The following is a 24,340-nucleotide window of genomic DNA, read 5'->3' as shown; positions in this document are numbered from 1 at the left end:
ACGAAAATTTCTCATGCCGCGCCCCCTTCTTGCCACGATTCATACCGCTGCTCTCGCCAACAATCTCGCTGTCGCACGTCGTTACGCGCCGAAGTCGAAAATCTGGGCAGTGGTCAAAGCTAATGCGTATGGCCACGGTCTTGCGCGCGTGTTCCCCGGTTTGCGCGCGACTGACGGTTTCGGTTTGCTGGACCTCGAAGAAGCGGTGAAGTTGCGCGAGCTTGGCTGGGCGGGTCCGATCCTGCTGCTCGAAGGTTTTTTCCGTCCCACCGATATCGACGTGATCGACCGCTATAGCCTCACCACCGCGGTGCATTCCGACGAACAGATGCGCATGCTCGAAATGGCGCGCCTGTCGAAGCCGGTCAACATCCAGCTCAAGATGAACAGCGGCATGAATCGCCTCGGCTACACGCCGGAGCGTTTTCGCAGCGCGTGGGAACGCGCGCGCGCGTGTCAGGGCATCGGCCAGATTACGTTGATGACCCATTTTTCCGATGCCGACGCCGAGCGCGGCATCGCGCACCAGATGGCAGCCTTCGAGCGCGGTGCCGAAGGCATTGCCGGCGCGCGCAGTCTCGCGAATTCGGCGGCGACGCTGTGGCACCCGGAAGCGCATTTCGACTGGGTTCGCCCTGGCATCATCCTGTACGGCGGTTCGCCAACCGGCTTGCACAGCGACATTGCCGACACCGGCTTGCAGCCCGCCATGACGCTCGCCTCCGAATTGATCGCAGTGCAATCGATCGCTGCAGGCCAGACGGTCGGCTACGGCTCGAGGTTTGCCGCGCAGGGGCCGATGCGCATCGGCGTGATCGCGTGCGGTTATGCGGATGGTTATCCACGGCTCGCGCCGGAAGGCACGCCGGTGATCGTTGATGGGGTGCGCACGCAGGTGGTCGGCCGGGTATCGATGGACATGATTACCGTCGACCTGACACCGTGCCCGAATGCCGGCGTCGGCTCGCGCGTCGAACTGTGGGGCACGGCGCTGTCGGTCGACGACGTCGCGCAGGCCTGCGGCACGATCGGCTACGAGTTGACGTGCGCGGTCGCGCAGCGGGTGCCGGTGCGCGCCGAATGAGCGCCGCGTGAGTTTCTTGCGGGGCATTGGGTCAGAAGATCGGAAGGCGCGTGGCTAAACAGAAAACGTTGTACACCTGCACCGAATGCGGCGGGCAGGCGCCGAAGTGGCAAGGACAATGTCCCGCGTGCGGGGCATGGAATACGCTGGTCGAGGGCGTCGCGGAGCAGGCCAGCACGCATCGCTTCCAGTCGCTCGCGAAGAATGCGCCGGTGCAGCGCCTCGCGGATATCCAGGCATCGGATGTGCCGCGCTTTTCGACCGGCGTCGGCGAATTCGATCGCGTGCTCGGCGGTGGGCTTGTGCCGGGCGGCGTGGTGCTGATCGGTGGCGATCCGGGAATCGGTAAATCGACGCTGCTGCTGCAATCGCTTGCGGCGATCTCGAACGAGCGGCGCGCGCTGTATGTGAGCGGCGAAGAATCGGCAGCGCAGATTGCGTTGCGCGCGCAACGGCTGTCGCTGCTCGAAACCGACGTGCAGGCGAGCGAACTCATGCTGCTTGCCGAAATCCAGCTCGAAAAAATCCAGGCCACCATCGATGCCGAACGGCCCGACGTCGCCGTCATCGATTCGATCCAGACCATCTATTCCGAGGCGCTGACCTCCGCGCCCGGCTCGGTTGCGCAGGTGCGCGAATGCGCCGCGCAACTCACGCGTATCGCCAAGCAATCGGGCACGGCGATCATCATGGTCGGCCACGTGACGAAAGAGGGCAACCTCGCCGGTCCGCGCGTGCTCGAACACATCGTCGATACCGTGCTGTATTTCGAAGGCGATACGCACTCGTCGTTCCGGCTCGTGCGTGCGTTCAAGAACCGCTTCGGCGCGGTGAACGAACTCGGTGTCTTCGCGATGACCGAGCGCGGCCTGCGCGGCGTGGCCAATCCGTCGGCGCTGTTCCTCTCGCAACACGAACAGATCGTGCCCGGCTCGTGCGTGCTGGTTACGCAGGAGGGCACGCGGCCGCTGCTCGTCGAAGTGCAGGCGCTGGTCGATTCGGCGAATGCGCCGAATCCGCGGCGTCTTGCGGTGGGACTCGAACAGAACCGTCTCGCGATGCTGCTTGCCGTGCTGCACCGCCATGCGGGCATCGCGTGCTTCGATCAGGACGTTTTCCTGAACGCGGTGGGCGGCGTGAAAATCACCGAGCCTGCCGCCGATCTCGCGGTATTGCTCGCGATCCACTCATCAATGCGTAACAAACCGCTACCGAAGGGCCTCGTCGTTTTCGGCGAAGTTGGGCTCGCGGGCGAAATCCGGCCGTCGCCGCGCGGTCAGGAGCGCCTGAAGGAAGCCGCGAAGCTCGGCTTCTCGATTGCGCTGATTCCCAAGGCGAATGCGCCGAAGCAGCCGATCGACGGGCTGCAGGTCATCGCGGTCGAGCGCATCGAACAGGCCATCGACCGGGTCCGCACGCTCGAATAACAACTGGCGAACGCGCGCGGCCGGTCGGTGCGCGTGTATGCGCGATGTAATCCGTCGTAAATATCGCCAGGATACCTGTAACCAAGCTGCTACACGTTTTCCCTATTCTGGCCGGGTGTGTAATTCCACCCGCAGCGGAAAGGATGACGTCTTGAAACAGCCTCATGAAACCGCGACCGATCGACTCGCGAGCCTGCGCGGCTGCCGGGTATCTCCGCCCATCCGGGCGCCGTGGGGCGGCGGCTGCCGGATCGTCGAATGGATCGACGAAACCGGACAGATCTCGCGCCGCGTGGTCGCGGAAGACGTGACCGCCGACCAGGTGAGGGCCACCATCCGCCAGCATGTGCAAGGGCGCAAGCACACGCTGACCGACGATGGGCCGGCCCAGCGGCAGACTTTGCCTCGACGTTGAGCGAAGCGGGTTGCCGTGAGGGGTTGCCGGGCTTTACCCCGGATCTTGTGACGCTTCCTGCGTAACCACCGGCACAAACAACGGATGCCGAGCCGCTTCCGCCGCCGTCAGCACCGGCGACACACAGCAGTCGAGCGGCTCCAGCAACGTCACCCAGTCTTCCAGCGAATTACCGGCAATCACCGCCGCGAGTTCCTGCGTCAGCGCGTGCGCATCCGGACCGCCGATCGCCTGTCCGAGGCTCCAGTGCCGCGTTCCCCAGTCGGGCCGGCCGAGCGCAGCACACAACGTCTCCCAGAACTTCAGTTCGAGCGCACCGACCGCAAGCCACCGTCCATCGAGCGTGCGGTAAAGGTTGTAGCAGGGCACGCCGCCGTTCAGCAGTCCACCGCCCGCGGGCGGCGCGGTGCCGTCGTTGGCGAGCGCGATCTGCGCCACGACGTTGTGCGCGTAGCTCGCATGCGTCATCGAGACGTCGACGAAACGGCCATCGCCTCCGCGCGCAACATGCCACAGCGCGGCAAGTATCTGCGTGACCGCGCTCAATGCACCGCCGAGCAGGTCAGCGATCTGGAAGTTAGGCAGAACGGGCTCGCCGTCGCGGTCCGCGAGCTGTTCGAGCACGCCCGCATAGCCGATGTAGTTGAGATCGTGGCCCGCGTGCTGCGTGAACGGCCCTGTCGACCCATACCCGCTGATCGCGCAATAGACGAGCTTAGGATTGAGCGCATGCAGCGCCTCGAAACCGACGCCCAGCCGGTCCATCACACCGGGACGGAAACTTTCGATGAGCACATCCGCTTCGCGCGCCAGCGCACACAGAACCGTGCGCCCCGCCTCCGACTTCAGATCGAGCCGCATCTCACGTTTGCCGCGATTGACCAGGCGGTAGAACGCCCCGGGCCGACCTGCGGCGCGATCGCTCGAACTTTGCATCATCGTGCGCGTTGCGTCGCCTTCGCCGGGCGCTTCGATCTTCAGCACTTCGGCGCCGAGTTCCGCGAGTCGTAGTGTGGCGACGGGGCCGGGCAGCAGGCGCGTCAGATCGAGTACGCGCAGTCCTTGCAAGGCGGGGGCAACCACAGATGAAGATGAGGCAGACGAGGCAGGCGAAGCGGACAAGGCAAACCTCTCATCGATGCCGGCGCGGACCTCGTACGGTGCCGCTAGCCGATCTGTTCAAGTTCCTCGTGCGCACCGAGCCATTCAGCTTCGAGTGCGGCGAGACGCGCATTCACTTCGGCCTGGCGCCGGATCGAATCGGTCAGGCGGGTCTTCTGGGCAGGCTCATAACTGGCCGCATCGGCGACGAATGCATCGAGTGTCGCGCGTTCTGCGTTGAGCGCGTCCATTTCCTTCTCGAGTTTCGTGATCCGTGTCTGCAACGGCTTTTTCAGGTGCGCCAGCTTCTGCCGCGTTTCCGCTTCGAGCCGCCGCTGTTCCTTGCGATTCACTGCCGGGTCGCCGCCGTCCGGTTCCGCGTTACCGGCCTTCAGTGCCGCGCGCTGTTCGGCTGCGTGTTGCAGCAACCAGTCGCGGTAATCGTCGAGGTCGCCATCGAACGGTTGCAGCCGGTGCTTCGCGACCAGCATGAACTCGTCGGTCGTCGCGCGCAGCAGATGCCGATCGTGCGAGACGAGAATCAGCGTGCCGTCGAACTGCGCGAGCGCCATGGTCAGCGCGTGACGCGTTTCGAGGTCGAGGTGATTGGTCGGTTCGTCGAGCAGCAGCAGATTCGGTTTCTGCCAGATGATCAACGCCAGCGCGAGCCGTGCCTTCTCACCGCCCGAGAACGGCGCGATCCGCGCGCTCGCCATCTCGCCAGGAAAGTTGAAACCCCCGAGGAAATCGCGCAGTTCCTGTTCGCGCGTGTCGGGCGCCAGCCGGGCGAGGTGTTGCAGCGGGGTATCGTCGGGGCGCAGCGTTTCGAGCTGGTGCTGCGCGAAGTAACCGATTCGCAGCCCCTTGCCTTCGCGCACGTCGCCGCCAAGCGGCGTCAGCGTACCCGCGAGCGTTTTGATCAGCGTCGACTTGCCCTGGCCATTTGCACCAAGCAGGCCGATGCGCTGGCCGTTCTGGATCGACAGCGTGACTTGCCCGACGATCGGAATCTCGCTGCCGTCTTCCGCATGGTAGCCGCAGCGCACGTTTTCCATCACGAGCATCGGATTGGGCGCAGAGTCGGGCGCACGGAACTCGAAGGTGAACGGCGACGAGGCGTGAGCCGGTGCGATCAGCTCCATTTTTTCGAGCGCTTTCACGCGGCTTTGCGCCTGACGCGCTTTGGTCGCCTTCGCCTTGAAGCGATCGACGAAGCTTTGCAGATGTTCGATGGTCTTGCGCTGCTTCTCGTAAGCACTCTGCTGCAGCGCGAGCTGTTGCGCGCGCAGGATCTCGAACTGCGAGTAGTTGCCGCCGTAGCGCTTCACCTGCTGGTTCTCGAGATGCAGCGTGACGTCGCAGATCGAATCGAGGAATTCACGATCGTGCGAGATCACGATCAGCGTGCCCGCATAGCGATGCAGCCAGTCTTCGAGCCAGACGATCGCATCGAGGTCCAGGTGGTTCGTCGGTTCGTCGAGCAGCAGCAGATCGGACGGACACATCAGCGCCTGCGCGAGGTTCAGCCGCATGCGCCAGCCGCCCGAGAAACTGCTGACGGGCTCGCGTGTCTGGTCGAGCGTGAAACCGAGGCCGAGCAGCAGCGTTTCGGCGCGCGCGGGCGCGGTGTAGCCGTCGGCGTCGGCGAACGCGGCATGTGCGTCGGCTTCGGCGGCGCCGTCGTGTGCAGCCGATGCCGCGGCGATGCGCGCTTCAATCGAACGCAGGGCAGTGTCGCCGTCGAGCGTGTAGGCGAGCGCGGTCCGATCGACTGCGGGTGTCTCCTGGGCGACGTACGCGATGCGCCACGAGGGTGGCAGCGAGAAGTCGCCGGCATCCGCATGCAGTTCGCCGCGCAGCACGGCGAACAGGGTCGACTTGCCGGCGCCGTTCGCCCCGATCAGGCCGGCTTTCTCGCCGGGATTGAGAGTGAACGTGGTCTGGTCGAACAGCGGCTTGGTGCCGCGGGCAAGGCTGAACTGAGTGAAGCGGATCACAGGAACGTCGGACCGGAGCGGAGAAAGTCGCTATTTTAGACTGTGCGGCGGTTCGCGAGTGTGGCCTGGGCGGGTAAGCGGTCATTCAGGCGGTCGGTCACGCGGCTAGCCGACAGTCGCAGCGGAGCATTTCGCTTAGACTGTGCGCTTTCATCGCAGGACTTCAGGGGGACTTCATGGGAAACAATACGGCATCGGTCTACGAGTTCTCGGCTCGCACGCTCGGCGGCGAGACGATCGGCCTCGAACACTATCGCGGCAAGGTTCTGCTGATCGTCAATACGGCGAGCGAATGTGGCTTCACGCCGCAATACCAGGGCCTGCAGGCGCTGTACGGCGAGTACGCGGAGCGTGGACTCGAAGTGCTGGGTTTTCCGTGTAACCAGTTCGGCAAGCAGGAGCCCGGCGATGCAACGCAGATCGGCAGCTTCTGCGAGAAGAACTACGGTGTGTCGTTTCCGATGTTCGACAAGATCGATGTGAACGGTGCGGGCGCGCATCCGCTGTACCGGTATCTGACGTCGGAGGCGCCGGGGCTACTCGGTATTGGGGCGATCAAGTGGAACTTCACGAAGTTTCTGGTGGATCGCAGCGGCAACGTCGTCAAGCGCTATGCGCCGCTGACCAAGCCAGAAGCGATCAAAGACGATATCGAAAAGCTGCTGTAGCGAGCCGCGCGGCTACAGGATCGGCGCAAACAGCCGCGCCACGTGCATCGCAATGCGCCGCCACGCCGGCGCCTTTTTGTATTCGCTGCGATCGATCTCGAACGATTCCGCGAAGTCGCGCATCAGCATCGCATGGACCTCGGCGGCGAATTCGCGGTCGACGGTCAGCACCATGATCTCGAAGTTGAGCCGGAACGAACGGTTGTCGAGATTCGCGCTGCCGATCGCCGCGGCCACATCGTCAATCAACACCACCTTCTGATGCAGAAACCCGGGACGATAGCGGAACACCCGGATGCCGCTGCGCACGGCGTCGTGCGCATACAGCGTCGACGCGGCGAACACGACACGATGGTCACGCCGGCTCGGGATCAGGATGCGCACGTCGACACCACGCAGCACCGCGAGCCGCAGCGCGGACAGTACGGCTTCGTCGGGTACCAGGTACGGCGTCGTAATCCAGATGCGCATGCGTGCCGCGTTGATCGCTTCGACGAAGAACAGCGAGCAGGTTTCGAAGCGGTCCGCGGGGCCGGTTGGCATCACGAGGCAGTGCATGCCTTCGGTGGGGGCTTCGAACGGCGGCATCTCGAGGGCGGGCAGTTGCTGGGTTGCCCAGTACCAGTCTTCGGTGAAGACGAACTGGATGCTTGCCACCGCGGGTCCGCGCACCTCGATGTGTGTATCGCGCCACGGCGAAAGCGGCGGCTTCGCGCCGAGATATTCGACACCGACATTGTGCCCACCGACAAACGCCCGCTTGCCGTCGACCACGACGATCTTGCGGTGATTGCGGAAATTGAGCTGGAAGCGATTGACGAAGCGCCGGTTGGTCGCAAACGGATGCATCTCGACACCGGCCGAACGGAGCGCCGCGACATAGCGATGCGGCAGATCGAAGCTACCGATGCTGTCGTATAGAAAGTAGATGCGTACGCCCTGGGCGGCTTTCGTGATCAGCGCTTCCTTGAGCATTTCGCCGAGCGCGTCGGCGCGCACGATGAAGAACTGCACGACGATATAGTGCTGCGCGTTTTCGATCGCATCGAGGATCGCGGCAAACGTCGCCTCGCCGTTGACGAGCGTGCGCACTGTATTACCCGGCAGGAACGGCATGCCGCCAAGGTGCGTAAGCGAGCGCACGAGACTATGACCGAGCGCATCGGTCGGCGCACCGCCCGATGAAGCGCGCGTGTCCCACTCGGGCGGATGCGCACGCGAGCGCAGCGTTTCGTTCTCGATGCGCCGCGCATCGGCGTAACCGGCGAACTTGCTGCGGCCGAGAAACAGATACGGGATCAGCGTGAGATACGGCATCGCGACCAGCGACACCGCCCACGCAATCGCGCCCTGCGAGGTGCGGGTATGCAGGATGGCGTGGCATGCGGCCGCGATGCCCAGCAGATGGGCGAGCAGAACGAGCGGACCGAGGTGAAGTAAATCGAGTGGCATAGGCGGGCGCAGGTTGGCCGGGCCGGCTCGCGTATCACGTGCACGGCCGGTCGGCGGATGACGCCCATCTTACCGAAGCCGTGCGTGTAGCGGTCGGGTTAGATGACAAGCGAACTACCGGGGACCACTAACGACCTCACTACGCCATTCAGACCGGCAGGTCGGCTGCCTGGATCAGGAACACGTTGTTGTCGCCGGCGCTCGTCGTCAGCCACACGAGATCGAGCCCGCCGAATGCAGCCTCGACGTGTTCGCGCTCGTTGCCGATCTCGACGACCAGCACGCCGTCGTCGGTCAGCCATTCGCGCGCCGCACCGATGATGCGCCGCACGAGGTCCATGCCGTCCGCACCGCCCGCGAGCGCCATCTCCGGTTCGTGCCGGTACTCGGGCGGCAGCAGTTGCATCGATTGCGCGTTGACGTACGGCGGGTTCGTGATGATCACGTCGTAGCGGCGCTCGGGCAGCGGCGCGTAGAGGTCGCCTTCGAACAGCACGATCTGCTCGTCGAGTTCGTAATCGTGCACGTTGCGCGCCGCGACTTCGAGTGCCGGCGCGGACAGATCGACCGCGTCGATGTCGGCGTTCGGAAACGCGTGCGCCGCGAGGATCGCGAGGCAGCAGGAACCGGTGCACAGCTCGAGCACGGCGCCAACCTGTTCGGGATCGACCACGTACGGTTGCAAACCATCCGCCAGCAACTCGCCGATAAACGAGCGCGGCACGATCACGCGTTCGTCCACGTAGAAGCGATAGCCGTGCATCCACGCTTCCTTCGTGAGATACGCGGCGGGAATGCGGTCGGTCGCACGTCGTTCGATCACGTTCAGCACCGCATCGATTTCGGCGGGCGCGAGGCGCGCGTCGAGAAACGGATCGAGCAGATCGAGCGGCAGATGCAGCGTGTGCAGCACGAGGTAAGCCGCTTCATCGTAGGCGTTGGCAGAGCCGTGACCGAACGCGAGCCCGGCCTGGTTGAAACGCGATACGGCGAAACGCAGCAGATCGCGGACAGTGGAAAACGGGAGCGTCATTGCTGCAGGGTCCTCGGTCAGGCGACCAGTTGTTCGAGCACGCGGCGATACACGTTTTTCAGCGGCTCGATGAAGGCGACGTCGATATGCTCGTCGATCTTGTGAATGCTGCCATTGGGTGGCCCGAACTCGACGACCTGCTCGCAGATCTGCGCGATGAAGCGGCCGTCGGATGTGCCGCCGGTGGTGGAGAGTTCGGTAGTAACACCGGTTTCGTCGACGATGGCCCGCGCGAGCGCGTCCGACAGGTCGCCGCGCGGTGTGAGAAACGGCAAACCGCTGACGCTCCATTGCAGGTCGTATTCGAGACCATGGCGGTCGAGAATTGCGTGGACGCGTTGTTGCAGACCTTCCACCGTGCTGGCCGTCGAGAAGCGGAAGTTGAACAGCAGGTCCGCATGCCCCGGGATCACGTTGCTCGCGCCGGTGCCGCTATGCAGGTTCGATACCTGCCACGTGGTGGGCGGGAAGTATTCGTTGCCGTCGTCCCAGCGTTCGGCCACGAGTTCCGCGAGCGCGGGGGCGAGTACGTGCAGCGGGTTCTTCGCGAGATGCGGATAGGCAATGTGCCCCTGGATGCCTTTCACGATCAGCTTGCCCGACATCGAGCCGCGCCGGCCGTTCTTCACCATGTCGCCGAGCGTCGCGCTCGACGTCGGTTCGCCGACGATGCAATAGTCGAGCCGTTCACCGCGTTCCTTGAGCGCTTCGACGACCTTGATGGTGCCGTCGGTGGCGGGGCCTTCCTCGTCGCTCGTGATCAGAAACGCAATCGACCCGCGATGCGCCGCGTGTGACGCGACGAACTCCTCGCTGGCGACGACGAAAGCGGCCAGCGAGGTTTTCATATCCGCTGCGCCGCGGCCGTACAGCTTGCCGTCGCGATGGGTCGGTTCGAACGGCGGCGAGGTCCATTGTTCGAGCGGACCGGTCGGCACGACGTCGGTGTGGCCAGCAAAAACCAGCAGCTTGCCGTCGCTGCCCGAGGTGCCGCGTTTAACGGCCCATAGATTGGTCACGCCGTGCGACTCGATCGTTTCGCAGTCGAAGCCGAGCGTGGACAGACGGTCGGTGAGGATGCGCTGGCAATGCTGATCGTCGGGCGTGACGGAGGCGCGCGCGATCAGCTGTTCGGTAAGGGCGAGGGTGCCGGACATGGATTGGGTATCCACCAGATTCAGATGCAAATGAAAAAACGCCGGCCCGCAGGCCGGCTACTACGTGAGTCACTCAACGCGGCTACTGCTTGCGCAGATCCGCGAGGTCAGCGAGGTCAACGTCAAGCGAACAGCGTCGCGTATTCTTCCGCCGAAAAACCGAGCGTCTTCACCCGACCGTTCACGACCACGACCGGCCGCTTGATCACCGAAGGCTTGTGGATCATCAGCGCGATCGCACCGGCCTGGTTATCGGCTGCAGCTTTCATGTCGTCGGACAGACCTCGCCAGGTCGTGCCGCGGCGGTTCAGCAGCGCGTCGAGCGACACATCCTTGAGCCAGTCCTGCACGAGCGGCGCCGTGACGCCAGCCTTCTTGAAGTCGTGAAACTCGAACTCGATGCCGTGCTCTTCCAGCCAGACGCGCGCTTTCTTCACGGTGTCGCAGTTCGGGATGCCATAGACGACGGTCTTGTTGGCGCGTGCCATCAATCGCCTCGCAGCAGCTCGTTGAGACCGACCTTGGCGCGCGTCTTCGCGTCGACCTTCTTGACGATCACGGCGCAGTACAGGCTGTGCGAGCCGTCCTTCGACGGCAGGTTGCCCGCCACCACCACCGAGCCCGCCGGAATGCGGCCGTAGGTGACTTCGCCAGTTTCGCGGTCATAGATCTTGGTGCTCTGGCCGAGATACACGCCCATCGAGATCACCGAGTTCTCCTCGACGATCACCCCTTCGACCACTTCCGAGCGCGCACCGATGAAGCAGTTGTCCTCGATGATCACCGGGTTGGCCTGCAGCGGCTCCAGCACGCCGCCGATACCGACGCCACCCGACAGATGCACGTTCTTGCCGATCTGCGCGCACGAACCGACGGTGGCCCACGTATCGACCATCGTGCCTTCGTCGACGTACGCGCCGATGTTGGTGTACGACGGCATCAGCACGACGTTCTTCGCGATGAACGCGCCGCGGCGCGCAAGCGCGGGCGGCACGACGCGAAAGCCGCCGGCGGCGAAGTCTTCGGCGGTGTAGTTCGCGAACTTCGACGGTACCTTGTCGTAGAACTGCGTGTAGTTCGCACCATTGCCGCCGTTACCGCCGGCCGGCATCGGCAGGTTGTCTTCGAGGCGGAACGACAGCAGCACGGCTTTCTTCAGCCACTGATTGACGACCCAGGTGCCATCCTTCTTTTCGGCGACGCGCAGCGTGCCGCGGTCGAGTTGCTCGATCGCGTGTGCGACGGCTTCGCGCACGTCGGCCGGCGCGGCTTTCGGCGACAGCTCGGTGCGGTTTTCCCAGGCGTTATCGATGATCTGCTGAAGTTGTTGCGACATATGCGGGCTTGATGAAGAGGTGTTTGAAATCGGGTGAAGGGAGCGATGCTGGGGGGCGATGTGTTGCCGGATCAGCCTTTCAGCCCCCGGCAAAACTCAACGATGCGCCGGGCACCTTCGGTGCACTCGTCGACATCCGCGACGAGCGCGATCCGGATGAAACCCCGGCCCGGATTCGCATCGTGTGCGGTGCGTGCGAGGTATGAGCCCGGCAGAACCGTCACATTATAGTCGGCGTACAGACGCCGGGCGAATTCGTCGTCCGCGAGACCGGTGCGCTCGACGTTGGCCCACAGATAGAACGCCGCGTCCGGCAGACGCACGTCGAGCACCTCGGCCAGCATGGGCGTAACGGTGGAAAACTTCTGCACATATTTCGCGCGGTTTTCGCGCACGTGTGTCTCGTCGCTCCAGGCCGCGATGCTCGCCGTCTGGTAGACGGTCGACAGCGCGGCGCCGTGATAGGTGCGGTACAGCAGGAACTGCTTGAGGATTGCCGCGTCGCCCGCGACGAAGCCCGAGCGCATGCCCGGCACGTTCGAGCGCTTCGACAGGCTCGAAAGCATGACCAGCCGTTCGAAACCGCGCCCGAGCTTATGGGCGGCTTCGAGCGCGCCAAGCGGCGGGTGTGCTTCGTCGAAGTAGATTTCCGAATAGCATTCGTCGGAGGCGATCACGAAACCGTAGCGGTCCGACAGCGCGAACAGTTCGCGCCAGTCGTCGAGTGTGAGCACGGCGCCGGTCGGGTTGCCGGGGCTACATACATAGAGCAACTGGGTGCGGGCCCAGATGTCGGCGGGGATCGCCGCGTAGTCGCACGCGAAGTTGCGCGCCGGATCGCTATTGGCGAAATACGGCTGCGCGCCGGCGAGCAGCGCCGCGCCTTCGTAAATCTGGTAGAACGGGTTCGGACAGAGTACGATCGCGGGCTCGCCGCCGGCCGTACGGGCCGGATCGATCACCGTCTGTGCGAGCGCGAACAGCGCTTCGCGCGAGCCCGCTACCGGCAGGACCTGGGTGGCCGGATCGACGGGCGGCAGCGCATAGCGCCACGTCACCCAGCGCGCGATCGCGACGCGTAGCGCCTCCGAGCCGAGCGTCGCCGGGTAGGACGCGAGCCCATCCAGCGAGGCGACGACGGCGTCGCGGATCAGCGTCGGCGTCGGGTGTTTCGGCTCACCGATGCCGAAGCTGATATGCGGCAGTCCGGCGGGCGGCGTGACGCCCTTGAACAGCGCGCGGAGCTTTTCGAACGGGTAGGGCTGGAGGGAGTCGAGGAGCGGATTCACTTGGCGGATCGGGTCGGATCGAAGACGGGCGGAGACAGGTGCGTGCGACGGTCGGCGCACACAATGACCGGGCCGCGGGCGCGGCTTCCGGCAACCTCGCGATTATAGCGTGGCCGGCAGGCTGCGCGGGGCGCGGCGGGCGGTGGTTGGGCCTGGTGGTCGGGCCCGGTGGTTGAGGCCGATAACGCCGCACCGGCAAACGGAATAGAACAGGAACGGCAATTGGTTACGGTACCGACGACCATCACGGTGAGCGCCGCACAATGCGTGCAATGAATACCACCAGCCTCTGGCTGCGCAACTGGCCCGTGCTCGCCATCATGCTGGGCGCATCGGTATGGGGAATGATCTGGTATCCGCTGCGGATGCTCGCAGCGCTCGGCGTGAGCGGCACCGTGGCCAGCGCATCGACGAGCGCAGCCGCCTGTCTGTGCGTGCTCCTGCTGCGGCCCCGCGCGATCGCTACGGTCCGCTGGCACTGGCTGATACCCACGCTCGGTTTCACGGCAGGCATCACCAATCTCGGCTTCGTCTGGGGCACGATCCACGGTGAAGTGATGCGCGTGCTGCTGCTGTTCTATCTGACGCCCGCGTGGACCGCGCTATTCGCGCATTTCATCCTGCGCGAGCGTCTGACGTGGGCCGGTGCGGGTCTGGCGGCGCTGTCGCTGGCCGGGGCGATGCTGATGCTGTGGTCGCCGCGTCTCGGCATGCCGATGCCCGGCAGTCTCGCCGAATGGGCCGGGCTCGCCGCGGGCATGGGCTTCGCGATGAGCAACGTGCTGATCGTGAAGACGAGCCGCGTGCTGCCGGACATGAAGGCCGAGATGCGCACCGCGACGATCTTCGGCGGGGCGGCGATCTTCAGTTCGTGTGCGTCGTTCTTCGAGGCGATGCCCGCGCCGCCCGCCGGCGCGCACCTCGCCACGGTCGCGCTGCTGGTGTTCGCACTCGGCTTCGTCCTTGCTTCGAACAACATGCTCGTGCAGTACGGCCTCGCTCGCGTGCCGGCGAACCGCGCGTCGATCATCATGCTGTTCGAGATCGTCGTGACGGCGCTGTCGGCATGGCTCTTCGCCGGCGAGACGCCGGGGCCGCGCGAGTGGGCCGGCGGCGCGTGCATCGTGCTGGCGTCGGCGCTGGCGAGCTGGGTGCACCGCGCCCGGCCCGAGCCGCTTGACGGGGCTGCAGGCGAGGCGGAGCGCCGGAATCGTTCACGCGCGATGGTATGATTGCCTCTGCCCGCCGCAGCGCGCCTGACCGCGCGTATGCGGCGCCAGGTTCGCGGCGGGTCTGCGCGTCGGCTCACTGTGTCGCTGAACGGTGTAACCGGCAAGCGCGGTCCGTGTTCCTTTTCTCTTTTCAATCAGCGATATCGCCGTGCGTCTGACCTCGATCAAACTCGCTGGCTTCAAATCCTTCGTCGATCCCACGCATTTCCAGGTTCCGGGCCAGCTTGTCGGCGTGGTCGGTCCCAATGGCTGCGGCAAGTCGAACATCATCGACGCCGTGCGCTGGGTGCTGGGCGAATCGCGCGCGTCCGAGCTGCGCGGCGAATCGATGCAGGACGTGATCTTCAACGGCTCGACCGCGCGCAAGGCGGGTAGCCGTGCCAGCGTCGAACTCATCTTCGACAATGCAGACGGCCGCGCCGCCGGCCAGTGGGGCCAGTATGCGGAGATTGCCGTGAAGCGCGTGCTGACACGCGACGGCACATCGAGCTACTACATCAACAATCTGCCGGCCCGCCGGCGCGACATCCAGGACATCTTCCTCGGTACCGGCCTTGGGCCGCGCGCGTACGCGATCATCGGGCAGGGCATGATCTCGCGGATCATCGAGGCGAAGCCCGAAGAACTGCGTGTGTTCCTCGAAGAGGCCGCGGGCGTGTCGAAGTACAAGGAACGCCGCCGCGAAACCGAAAACCGTCTGCACGACACGCGCGAGAACCTGACGCGCGTCGAGGACATCGTGCGCGAACTCGGCGCGAACCTCGAGAAGCTCGAAGGACAGGCGGTCGTCGCAACGAAATTCAAGGAACTGCAGACCGACGGCGAAGAAAAGCAGCGGCTGCTGTGGCTGCTGCGCAAGAACGAGGCGGGCGGCGAGCAGGAGCGTCAGCAGCGCGCGATCGAACAGGCGCAGATCGACCTCGAAGCCCATACCGCGAAGCTGCGCGAAGTCGAAGCGCAGCTCGAAACGCTGCGGGTTGCCCACTATTCGGCCAGCGACGCGATGCAGGGCGCCCAGGGCGGCCTCTACGAAGCGAATGCCGAAGTGAGCCGGCTCGAAGCGGAGATCCGCTTCATCGTCGAATCGCGCAACCGCGTGCAGGCGCAGATCGCGGCGCTGACTGCCCAGCGCGAGCAATGGAATGCGCAAGCGGCCAAGGCCGGCGACGATCTCGGCGATGCTGAAGAGCAACTGGCCGTCGCGGAAGAAAAAGCCGCTGTCGCCGAGGAAAGCGCTGCTGCGAAGCACGACGCGCTGCCCGCGCTGGAGGCGCGCTGGCGCGATGCGCAGACGCAGTTGAACGAAGAGCGCGGTGGGATCGCGCAGACCGAGCAGGCGTTGAAGCTCGAAGCCGCGCATCAGCGCAACGCCGACCAGCAACTGCAGCAATTGCAGCAGCGTCATGAGCGGCTGAAGTCGGAAGCGGGCGGGCTCGATGCACCGGATGAAGCGCAGCTCGAAGAGTCGCGCATGCAGCTCGCGGAACACGAAGAGATTCTGCAGGATGCGCAGGCGCGCCTCGCCGATGCCCAGGAAACGCTGCCGCGCCTCGACGCCGACCGGCGCGCCGCGCAGGAGCGTGTGCAGGCCGAAAGCGCACAGAACCATCAACTCGATGCACGGCTTGCAGCGCTCAAGCAGTTGCAGGAAAACGTGCAGACCGAAGGCAAGATCCAGCCGTGGCTCGACAGGCACGAACTGGGCGGCTTGCCGCGTCTGTGGAAGAAACTGCATGTTGAGGCCGGTTGGGAAACCGCGCTCGAATCGGTGCTGCGCGAGCGGCTCGCCGCACTCGAAGTGTCGAATCTCGACTGGGTAAAGGCGTTCGCCACCGATGCACCGCCTGCCAAGCTCGCGTTCTACGCACCGCCCGTGGCAGGCCCCGCTCCGGACGCACCGGCTGCACTGCGGCCGCTACTGGCGCTGGTACGTATCGACGACGCAGGGCTGCGCGCAGTGCTCAACGACTGGCTCGGTCGAGCGTTTGTCGCGGACGACCTGCAGCAGGCGCTGGCCATGCGCACGCAGTTGCCGGAAGGCGGCGCGTTCGTCGTCAAGGCCGGCCATGTGGTGACGCGCGTCGGTGTGCAGCTCTATGCCGCCGATTCCGAACAGGCCGGCATGCTGGCACGCCAGCAGGAGATCGAAAACCTGACGCGCCAGGTGCGCGCGCAGGCGCTGCTTGCCGAAGAGGCGAAGTCGGCGGCAATTCGCGCGGAAGCGGCGCATACGCAGGCGGCACAGGTGCTGACCGACGTGCGGCAGCAGGCCGAACGCGCGACGCAGCGGGTCCACGCGCTGCAGATGGACGTGTTGAAGCTCGCCCAGGCACATGAGCGCTATACGCAGCGCAGCACGCAGATCCGCGAGGAACTCGAAGAGATCACCGGGCAGATCGACGAACAGCGTGCGCTGCGTGCCGAATCGGAAGCGAACTTCGAGCGTCACGATACGGAGCTTGCCGAACTGCAGGCGCGTTTCGAAGACAACCAGCTTGCCTTCGAAGCCCTCGACGAAGCGCTCAGCAATGCGCGCACCGAAGCGCGCGACCTCGATCGTGCTGCCACCGATGCGCGCTTCGCCGCACGCAATATGGCGAACCGCATCGACGAACTGAAGCGCAGCATCCAGATCGCGCACGAACAGAGCGAGCGGGTGGCAGGATCGCTGGAAGATGCGCGAGCCGAACTCGAAACGATCAACGAGCAGACCGCGCACACCGGTTTGCAGGAAGCGCTCGAGCTGCGCGCGGTCAAGGAAGCGGCGCTGCAGGCAGCCCGGCTCGAACTCGACGATCTGACGGCGAAACTGCGCCAGGCCGACGAAACGCGCCTCACCGCCGAACGCGCACTGCAACCGCTGCGCGACCGCATCACCGAATTACAGCTAAAAGAGCAGGCCGCACGCCTGAGTGGCCAGCAGTTCATCGAGCAGCTTGCCGAGGCTGGCATCGACGAGGCCGAGCTGCAGGCGAAGCTCACGCCGGACATGAAGCCGTCGTACCTGCAAGGCGAAGTCACGCGCATCAACAACGCGATCGCCGCGCTCGGGCCGGTGAACATGGCCGCGCTCGACGAGCTGAAGGCCGCGAGCGAACGCAAGGCGTTCCTCGATGCGCAATCGGCGGATCTGACCAGCGCGATCGACACGCTCGAAGACGCGATCCGCAAGATCGATCAGGAAACACGGACGCTGCTGCAAGGCACGTTCGATGAAGTCAACAAGCACTTCGGCGAACTGTTCCCGCGTCTGTTCGGCGGTGGGCAGGCGCGGCTCATCATGACCGGCGACGAAATTCTCGATGCCGGCGTGCAGGTGATGGCGCAGCCGCCGGGCAAGAAGAACTCGACGATCCACCTGCTGTCGGGCGGCGAGAAAGCGCTGACCGCGACGGCACTCGTGTTCGCGATGTTCCAGTTGAATCCGGCGCCGTTCTGTCTGCTCGACGAAGTGGACGCGCCGCTCGACGACGCGAACACCGAACGCTTCGCCAACCTGGTTCGCGCGATGGCGGAAAAGACGCAGTTCCTGTTTATCTCGCACAACAAGATCGCGATGGAGATGGCGCAGCAACTGATCGGCGTGACGATGCAGGAACAGGGCGTGTCCCGGATCGTCGCGGTCGATATGGAAGCGGCGGCAGGATTTGCACAGAATGCGCTTTGACGCGCGGGTTTGAATCGTTTGAATCACATGCGCTGGCGCCCCTGTCGTAGACTCGGGCAAACCGCAGCAGGCAAATGAGCAGGCAAGTGAATTGAAACAAGGGAATTGCTGATGGAGCGTGCATGGACGAGTTGACACTCGGTTTGATCGGTGCCGGCGCCGTGGTCGTCGGAGGTGTCGTGGCGTACAACGCATGGCAGGGCGCGAAAGTACGCCGCAGGATGCCGCGGCCGATGCCGGCCGATGCCGCCGAAGCGCAGGCCCGCGACGATCAGGCGGAACAGAGTCCGTTCATCGAGCCGGCGCGCCAGCCGGTGCGCCGCGAACCGGTGGCGGGCGAGGCCGGCGCCAGCGTGGCGCCGCGCGTCGAGCCGACCTTCGGCGCGGTTGCGCCGCTCGACACACCGACCGATATCCAGGCCGAGGCGACGACGCCAGACGGCTTCCCCGAGCGTGCCGGCGACGGTGGGCCCGACGAAGCGATCGAACCGATCCTGCCTGCCGCGACGACGATCTCGTCAGCGCCGCCCGCCATCGTGGACCGCCGCATCGACTGTATCGTCCCGATCCGTCCGGCCGCCACCGTGGCCGGCGACAAGGTGATTCCGTTTGCGCAGCGCCTGCGCCGCGCGGGCAGCAAGCCCGTGCATATCGAAGGCAAGCCGGAAGGTGGCGGTGCATGGGAGCTGCTGCAAAACGGCGTGCGCTACGAGGAACTGCGCGCGGCTGCGCAACTTGCGAACCGCAGCGGGCCGCTCAACGAACTGGAGTTCTCCGAGTTCGTGACGGGCGTACAGCAGTTCGCCGATGCAATCGATGCATCGCCGGAATTCCCCGACATGCTGGAAACCGTAGCGATGGCGCGCGAACTCGACGGCTTTGCCGCGCAGTGCGACGCGCAACTGTCGATCAACGTGATGTCGGATGGCGCGCCGTGGTCGGCGAATTACGTGCAGGCGGTGGCGTCGCAGGACGGCCTGCTGCTGTCGCGCGACGGCACCCGCTTCGTCAAGCTCGACGCGAAGCAGAGCCCGGTGTTCATGCTGCAGTTCGGCGACACGAATTTTCTGCGCGACGACCTGACCTACAAGGGCGGTCAGATGATCACGCTGGTGCTCGACGTGCCGGTGGCCGACGAGGACATCCTGCCGTTCCGGCTGATGTGCGATTACGCGAAGTCGCTGGCTGAGCGAATCGGCGGGCGCGTGGTCGACGATCAGCGCCGGCCGCTGCCCGAGAGTGCGCTTCTCGCGATCGAAAAGCAGCTGATGACGCTGTACGCAAAACTCGAACAGGCGGGGATTCCGGCGGGTTCGCCGGCTACCCGGCGATTGTTTAGTCAGTAATTCGACCGGTGAGGTTGGTGCGGCACGGGGTGGGGGTGTTCTATGTTTGCTTCACACCCCACGCGACCGGTTTCCCCGCTTTCGCTTCCTGATGGTTTTCTGACATCGCGCGGGTTTGCCTCGCAGATGCGTGCGTTGCCAGGCCCGGCCTCACCGGTATCCATCGGTTCGAGGCCGATCCTGCCTTCCACGTGCATGTTTTCGCCGCGCCGACCGCGGCAACCGCGCTGACGCACGAAGCCGCTTCACTTCGTACCAATATCGACTGCCCGTGCGCACCTGCGCACACTTTGGCACACCCATTCGGCCGATGTCACGGCCCGCGCTTCCTGCGATAATCTGACGTCTGAATTCCACCTGCGAACCCTCCACAGCATGGCCCGAACCAGCGTCTCCAAACCGGCACCCAGTGGCCCGTCCGAACGGATCGCGTGGCTGCGCGCAGAGCTTGACCGCGCGAATCACGCGTACTACGTGCTCGATCAACCTGAATTGCCGGACGCGGAATACGACCGGCTCTTCAAGGAGCTGCAGCAGATCGAGACCGAGCACCCCGAACTGGTTACACCCGAATCGCCGACGCAGCGCGTAGGCGGCGAAGCGGCGCGGGGTTTCGAGCCCGTCGTGCACACGCAGCCGATGCTGTCGCTGAACAACGGTTTTGCCGACGAAGACATCGCCGCGTTCGACCGGCGCGTGGGCGATGCGCTCGGCCACACGCCGGTCGGCTACGCGTGCGAACTGAAGTTCGACGGGCTGGCCATTTCACTGCGTTATGTCGATGGCCGTTTCGTGCAGGCATCGACACGCGGCGACGGTGCGACCGGCGAAGACGTCACCGAAAACATCCGCACGGTTCGCTCGATTCCGCTCACGCTCAAGGGCCCGCGCATCCCGAAGGTGCTCGACGTGCGTGGCGAAGTACTGATGTTCAAGCGCGATTTCGAGCGCCTCAATGCGCGGCAGCGCGAAGCGGAGCAGCGCGAATTCGCGAACCCGCGCAACGCGGCGGCTGGTAGTTTGCGGCAGCTCGATTCGCGTATTACCGCGCAGCGTCCGCTATCGTTCTTCGCGTACGGAATCGGCGTGCTCGAAGGCTTCGAGATGCCGGGCACGCACAGTGAGCTGCTCGACTGGTATGCAGAGCTGGGGCTGCCGGTGAACAACGAGCGGGCGGTGGTTGAAGGGGCGGATGGATTGCTCGCGTTCTTTCACGCAGTCGGCGAGAAGCGCGAGCGGCTGCCGTATGACATCGACGGTGTGGTTTACAAGGTGAACCGCCGCGACGAACAGGACAAGCTCGGCTTCGTGTCGCGGGCGCCGCGCTTCGCGCTCGCGCACAAATTCCCGGCTCAGGAGGCGTTGACTAAACTGCTCGCCATCGACGTGCAGGTCGGCCGCACCGGCGCGATCACACCGGTGGCGCGGCTGGAGCCGGTGTTCGTCGGCGGTGCGACGGTGACCAACGCCACGCTGCACAACGAAGACGAGGTGCGTCGCAAGGACATCCGCATCGGCGACACGGTGATCGTGCGGCGCGCCGGCGATGTGATTCCCGAAGTGGTCAGCGCGTTGCTCGACCGCCGTCCCGCGGACGCACGCGAATTCGTGATGCCGACCGCGTGCCCGGTGTGCGGCTCGGCGATCGAACGGCTGCCAGACGAGGCGATTGCGCGCTGCACAGGCGGGCTCTTCTGTCCGGCGCAGCGCAAGCAGGCGCTCTGGCATTTCGCGGCGCGTCGCGCACTCGATATCGATGGACTCGGCGAAAAGATCATCGACCAGCTGGTCGAACAGAACCTCGTCCGTACGCCCGCAGATCTGTTCAATCTGGGCTTCTCGACGCTATCCGCACTCGATCGCTTCGCGGACAAGTCGGCCCAGAACCTGCTCGACTCGCTCGACAAGGCAAAGCACACCACGCTGGCGCGCTTCATTTACGCGCTCGGTATTCGCCACGTCGGCGAATCGACTGCGAAAGACCTTGCAAAACATTTCGGCTCGCTCGATCCGATCATGAACGCGCCGGTTGAAGAACTGCTGGAAGTGAACGACGTCGGGCCTGTGGTGGCCGAGGCGTTGCACCAGTTCTTCGCCGAGGAGCACAACCGCACCGTGATTGAACAGTTGCGCGCACCGGGCCGCGTCACGTGGGAGGAAGGACCGCCCGCGCCGAAGGCGCCGCAAGGTGTGCTCACCGGCAAGACCGTGGTGCTGACCGGGACCTTGCCGAACCTGTCGCGCGAGGTCGCGAAGGAAATGCTCGAAGCGGCCGGCGCGAAGGTGGCCGGTTCGGTATCGAAGAAAACCGATTACGTGGTGGCCGGCGCCGAAGCGGGCAGCAAGCTTGCGAAAGCCGAGGAACTCGGCATCACGGTGCTGGACGAAGATGGTATGCGCACGCTCCTGGAGGGGCACTCAACATGATTCGCGAAATTCTCAAGATGGGCGACCCGCGGTTGCTCCGCATCGCCGCTGCCGTCGATCATTTCGACACCCCCGAGCTGCATGAACTCGTGAAGGACATGTTCGAGACGATGCACGATGCGAACGGCGCTGGACTTGCGGCGCCGCAGATCGGTGTCGATCTGCAGGTGGTGATCTTCGGTTTCGGTCACAACGAGCGTTATCCGGATGCGCCGCCGGTGCCGGAAACGGTGCTGATCAACCCGACTATCACGCCGGTGTCGCAGGACATGGAAGAGGGCTGGGAAGGTTGCCTGTCGGTGCCGGGCTTACGCGGTGCGGTGAGCCGTTTTTCGATGATCCGTTATCACGGCTTCGACCAGTTCGGCACACCGATCGATCGCGTCGCGGAAGGCTTTCATGCGCGTGTCGTGCAGCACGAATGCGATCACCTGATCGGCAAGCTGTACCCGATGCGTATCACCGATTTCTCGAAGTTCGGCTTCACCGAAATCCTGTTCCCCGATCTCGATCCGAATAGCGACGATTGATGATGTAGGTTGAGCGCGGTGAACCGCGCAGGCAGTGAAAAGCCCACGTTTTTCGTGGGCTTTTTATCGTTTGGCCTTCCCTGAATTGAATCCCCGGGCGAGACGCGTCAGAACAACTCTTCGGCGCTCAGATAGCGCCATTGCCCTTGTGGCAGTGCGCCCAGCATCACCTTGCCGATGCGCACCCGCTTCAACCCGACGACCCGTAGCCCGACGGCTTCGCACATGTGGCGGATCTGCCGTTTCTTGCCCTCATTCAGGACGAAACGAAGTTGCTCGCTGTTCTGCCAGGTGACCTTCGCGGGTTTGAGCGGCACGTCGTCGAGGGACAGGCCGTGACACAGCAGCGCGAGGCTCTCGGCAGGGAAGTGTTGATCGACGTCGGTTTCGATGTCGCCGTAGGCGACTCGGACCAGGTACTCCTTGTCGACCTCGGAATGCCCACCGATCAACTGCTTCGCGACCCGGCCATCCTGGGTCAGTACGAGCAGCCCCGTCGAATCGATGTCGAGCCGTCCGGCCGGTGCCAGCGTCCGCAGATGTGAGGGCGAGAACTGGGTACCCGAATGGTCGCCTTCCCAGCGATTGGCCGGCGTGACCAGCGCGACCGCGGGTTCGTAGCCGTCTTCCGCCTGCCCCGATACATAGCCGACCGGCTTGTGGATGAGGATCGTGACCTGCTTCGCCTGCATGGCCTGTGCGGCAGGATCGATGTCGATGCGCTGATCGGGGCGAACCTTTGTGCCCAACGTGTCGATCACCACACCATCGACCGTTACCCAGCCTTTCTCGATCCACTCGTCGGCCTCGCGGCGCGAGCACATGCCGAGTTCGGACATCAGCTTCGAAAGACGGAGTGTGCCGGGCTGGTCGTCGCGTTCGCGCGCCGGCCTGAAGGGCTTGGGATCATCCGCGCGTTTGGCGCGTCTGGAGCGCTGATCGTCGAGCTTCGGACCGGGGTAGGTGCTGTTGCCCTCGTCAGCGGTGCGGCGTGCGGCCGGGCGGGCCGGACGGGTGTCTTCGGCCGGCCGGGTAGTGCGGCCTTCGTATCCGCCCTTGATGGGTTGTGCGATGCGACGTTCCTTGCGCTCGGGGGCGCTGTCGCGTCCGGTTTCGCGTTTCTCGCCTGATCTGAAGACGGGCCGCTCGCTACGGTCGCTCGAAGCTGCGCGCGGGCCACGTTCGGTGGGGACGCGACGGTCGCTCGCGTCGCGGTCCGGGCGCGGCGCACCGCGTTCGCCCGTGAAACGTGCCGGTCGTGCCGCGTCGCGATTGCGCGGTGCGTCCGGGTTGCCGTCGCGTGGTGCACGTACTCCACCAGTGCGGCGCGGTTCGCTGTCGAAGCGCCGAGCTGGGCCATCGCCGCGCGGACGTTCGCTGTCGAAACGACGCGCCGGGCTATCCCCACGCGGGCGCTCGCCGTCAGCACGACGTGCTGGGCCGTCACCACGTGTACGTTCACCGTCGAAACGTCGTGCGGGACTATCTCCACGCGGGCGGTCACCATCGGTGCGACGTGCCGAGCCATCACCACGCGGACGTTCACCGTCGAAACGACGTGCTGGACTGTCGCCACGCGGACGCTCGCCATCGGTACGACGTGCCGGGCCAACACCACGCGGGCGGTCACCATCGGTGCGACGTGCCGGGCCATCGCCGCGTGGACGTTCACCGTCGAAACGTCGCGCCGGGCTATCTCCACGCGGACGCTCGCCATCAGCACGACGTGCCGGGCCATCACCACGTGGACGTTCACCGTCGAAACGACGTGCCGGGCTGTCCCCACGCGGACGTTCGCCATCAGCACGACGTGCGGGCCCATCACCACGCGGCCGCTCGCCGTCAAAGCGTCGAGGTTCGCCTTCGGCGCGGCGGGGCGGCCGCTCGGACGGCGCACGCCGCGCGTCGGATCTAACGCCACCCGCGGCGGACGCCGGCTTGCGCCGCTCGCCGGTAGCAGCGGCGAACTTGCCCGCCGGACGCTTCTCCGCACCCGCTGCACCCGCCCGCGGCGGCTTACCCGCACCGCCAGATCCAGCAGACCCAGCGCCCCCCGCAGATTTACCCGCACCCGCCCCGCGCACAGGTTTACGCGCAGACGTACTACCGGTACGCACAGGGGCGCGTTCGGACGAAGCCGGCCGCGGATGCTTGGCTGTTAATTTGAGTCGCATGAAAT

The 24,340-nt window shown here is 65.0% G+C and carries 18 protein-coding genes; 9 read left to right on the top strand and 9 right to left on the bottom strand.

The features are described 5' to 3' along the window. The first annotated feature begins 13 nt into the window (after positions 1 to 13). The 3 genes from alr to BWP39_RS01865 all read left to right on the top strand — a co-directional run bounded on the left by alr (position 14) and on the right by BWP39_RS01865 (position 2,926). Positions 14 to 1,084 (top strand): alanine racemase, encoded by a 1,071-nt coding sequence (alr, locus tag BWP39_RS01875; protein WP_096716662.1) that lies wholly within the window; start codon positions 14 to 16, stop codon positions 1,082 to 1,084. Between the two features lie 50 nt (positions 1,085 to 1,134). Further along, positions 1,135 to 2,511, top strand: a complete 1,377-nt coding sequence (gene radA, locus BWP39_RS01870) for a DNA repair protein RadA (RefSeq protein ID WP_096716661.1) — start codon at positions 1,135 to 1,137, stop codon at positions 2,509 to 2,511. Positions 2,512 to 2,662: 151 nt separating this feature from the next. Further along, positions 2,663 to 2,926 carry a DUF2866 domain-containing protein gene (locus BWP39_RS01865; protein ID WP_207556532.1) on the top strand — a complete coding sequence of 88 codons (264 nt, stop codon included), beginning with the start codon at positions 2,663 to 2,665 and terminating at the stop codon, positions 2,924 to 2,926. Between the two features lie 33 nt (positions 2,927 to 2,959). Here the strand turns inward: BWP39_RS01865 and BWP39_RS01860 are convergent, their stop codons facing one another. Both BWP39_RS01860 and BWP39_RS01855 read right to left on the bottom strand, forming a co-directional pair. Beyond that, a complete protein-coding gene (locus BWP39_RS01860; RefSeq protein ID WP_096716659.1) occupies positions 2,960 to 3,994 on the bottom strand; it encodes a CaiB/BaiF CoA transferase family protein in 1,035 nt (344 codons plus the stop codon). A gap of 98 nt (positions 3,995 to 4,092) precedes the next feature. Then, positions 4,093 to 6,024 carry an ATP-binding cassette domain-containing protein gene (locus BWP39_RS01855; RefSeq protein WP_096716658.1) on the bottom strand — a complete coding sequence of 644 codons (1,932 nt, stop codon included), beginning with the start codon at positions 6,022 to 6,024 and terminating at the stop codon, positions 4,093 to 4,095. 176 nt (positions 6,025 to 6,200) lie between these two features. On the opposite strand from BWP39_RS01855, the gene BWP39_RS01850 reads away from it, so the two are divergent. After that, positions 6,201 to 6,692, top strand: coding sequence for a glutathione peroxidase (locus BWP39_RS01850; RefSeq protein WP_096716657.1), 492 nt, complete (start codon positions 6,201 to 6,203; stop codon positions 6,690 to 6,692). Positions 6,693 to 6,704: 12 nt separating this feature from the next. Here the strand turns inward: BWP39_RS01850 and cls are convergent, their stop codons facing one another. The 6 genes from cls to dapC all read right to left on the bottom strand — a co-directional run bounded on the left by cls (position 6,705) and on the right by dapC (position 12,959). After that, complete coding sequence (gene cls, locus BWP39_RS01845) at positions 6,705 to 8,144, bottom strand: cardiolipin synthase (RefSeq protein WP_096716656.1); 1,440 nt, start codon at positions 8,142 to 8,144, stop codon at positions 6,705 to 6,707. A 148-nt stretch (positions 8,145 to 8,292) separates the two neighbouring features. Continuing rightward, complete coding sequence (gene prmB / locus BWP39_RS01840; protein WP_096716655.1) at positions 8,293 to 9,177, bottom strand: 50S ribosomal protein L3 N(5)-glutamine methyltransferase; 885 nt, start codon at positions 9,175 to 9,177, stop codon at positions 8,293 to 8,295. A 17-nt stretch (positions 9,178 to 9,194) separates the two neighbouring features. Next, the gene (gene dapE / locus BWP39_RS01835; RefSeq protein ID WP_096716654.1) at positions 9,195 to 10,334 is read right to left on the bottom strand and encodes a succinyl-diaminopimelate desuccinylase; all 1,140 of its coding nucleotides are present in this window, start codon (positions 10,332 to 10,334) and stop codon (positions 9,195 to 9,197) included. Between the two features lie 122 nt (positions 10,335 to 10,456). Next, a complete protein-coding gene (locus tag BWP39_RS01830; protein WP_091013899.1) occupies positions 10,457 to 10,822 on the bottom strand; it encodes an ArsC family reductase in 366 nt (121 codons plus the stop codon). Continuing rightward, positions 10,822 to 11,670, bottom strand: coding sequence for a 2,3,4,5-tetrahydropyridine-2,6-dicarboxylate N-succinyltransferase (dapD, locus tag BWP39_RS01825; protein WP_091013896.1), 849 nt, complete (start codon positions 11,668 to 11,670; stop codon positions 10,822 to 10,824). Before dapD ends, BWP39_RS01830 begins: the two co-directional genes overlap by 1 nt. A 71-nt stretch (positions 11,671 to 11,741) precedes the next feature. Further along, positions 11,742 to 12,959: a succinyldiaminopimelate transaminase gene (gene dapC / locus BWP39_RS01820; RefSeq protein ID WP_096716653.1), complete on the bottom strand. Its 1,218-nt coding sequence runs from the start codon at positions 12,957 to 12,959 to the stop codon at positions 11,742 to 11,744. A gap of 272 nt (positions 12,960 to 13,231) precedes the next feature. Between dapC and BWP39_RS01815 the strand changes: the two genes are divergently transcribed. From BWP39_RS01815 to def, 5 genes are all read left to right on the top strand, one after another. Then, positions 13,232 to 14,191 carry a DMT family transporter gene (locus BWP39_RS01815; RefSeq protein WP_096716736.1) on the top strand — a complete coding sequence of 320 codons (960 nt, stop codon included), beginning with the start codon at positions 13,232 to 13,234 and terminating at the stop codon, positions 14,189 to 14,191. 148 nt (positions 14,192 to 14,339) lie between these two features. Next, positions 14,340 to 17,858, top strand: coding sequence for a chromosome segregation protein SMC (smc, locus tag BWP39_RS01810; RefSeq protein ID WP_096716652.1), 3,519 nt, complete (start codon positions 14,340 to 14,342; stop codon positions 17,856 to 17,858). Between the two features lie 122 nt (positions 17,859 to 17,980). Further along, complete coding sequence (locus BWP39_RS01805) at positions 17,981 to 19,204, top strand: cell division protein ZipA C-terminal FtsZ-binding domain-containing protein (protein WP_096716651.1); 1,224 nt, start codon at positions 17,981 to 17,983, stop codon at positions 19,202 to 19,204. A 375-nt stretch (positions 19,205 to 19,579) separates the two neighbouring features. After that, complete coding sequence (ligA, locus tag BWP39_RS01800) at positions 19,580 to 21,631, top strand: NAD-dependent DNA ligase LigA (protein WP_096716650.1); 2,052 nt, start codon at positions 19,580 to 19,582, stop codon at positions 21,629 to 21,631. Beyond that, positions 21,628 to 22,161 carry a peptide deformylase gene (def, locus tag BWP39_RS01795; RefSeq protein ID WP_096716649.1) on the top strand — a complete coding sequence of 178 codons (534 nt, stop codon included), beginning with the start codon at positions 21,628 to 21,630 and terminating at the stop codon, positions 22,159 to 22,161. The genes ligA and def overlap by 4 nt, the downstream gene beginning before the upstream one ends. A gap of 107 nt (positions 22,162 to 22,268) precedes the next feature. On the opposite strand, the gene BWP39_RS01790 is transcribed toward def, so the two are convergent. Next, entirely contained in the window at positions 22,269 to 24,335 is a 2,067-nt protein-coding gene (locus tag BWP39_RS01790) for a pseudouridine synthase (RefSeq protein WP_096716648.1), read from the bottom strand. Positions 24,336 to 24,340: the final 5 nt, after the last annotated feature.

The sequence above is a fragment of the Paraburkholderia acidicola genome, from assembly GCF_002362315.1.
GTDB classification, from domain to species: Bacteria; Pseudomonadota; Gammaproteobacteria; order Burkholderiales; family Burkholderiaceae; genus Paraburkholderia; species Paraburkholderia acidicola.
The sequence above is the reverse complement of the archived record's forward strand: the minus strand, read 5'-3'. Positions and strand labels throughout refer to the sequence as shown.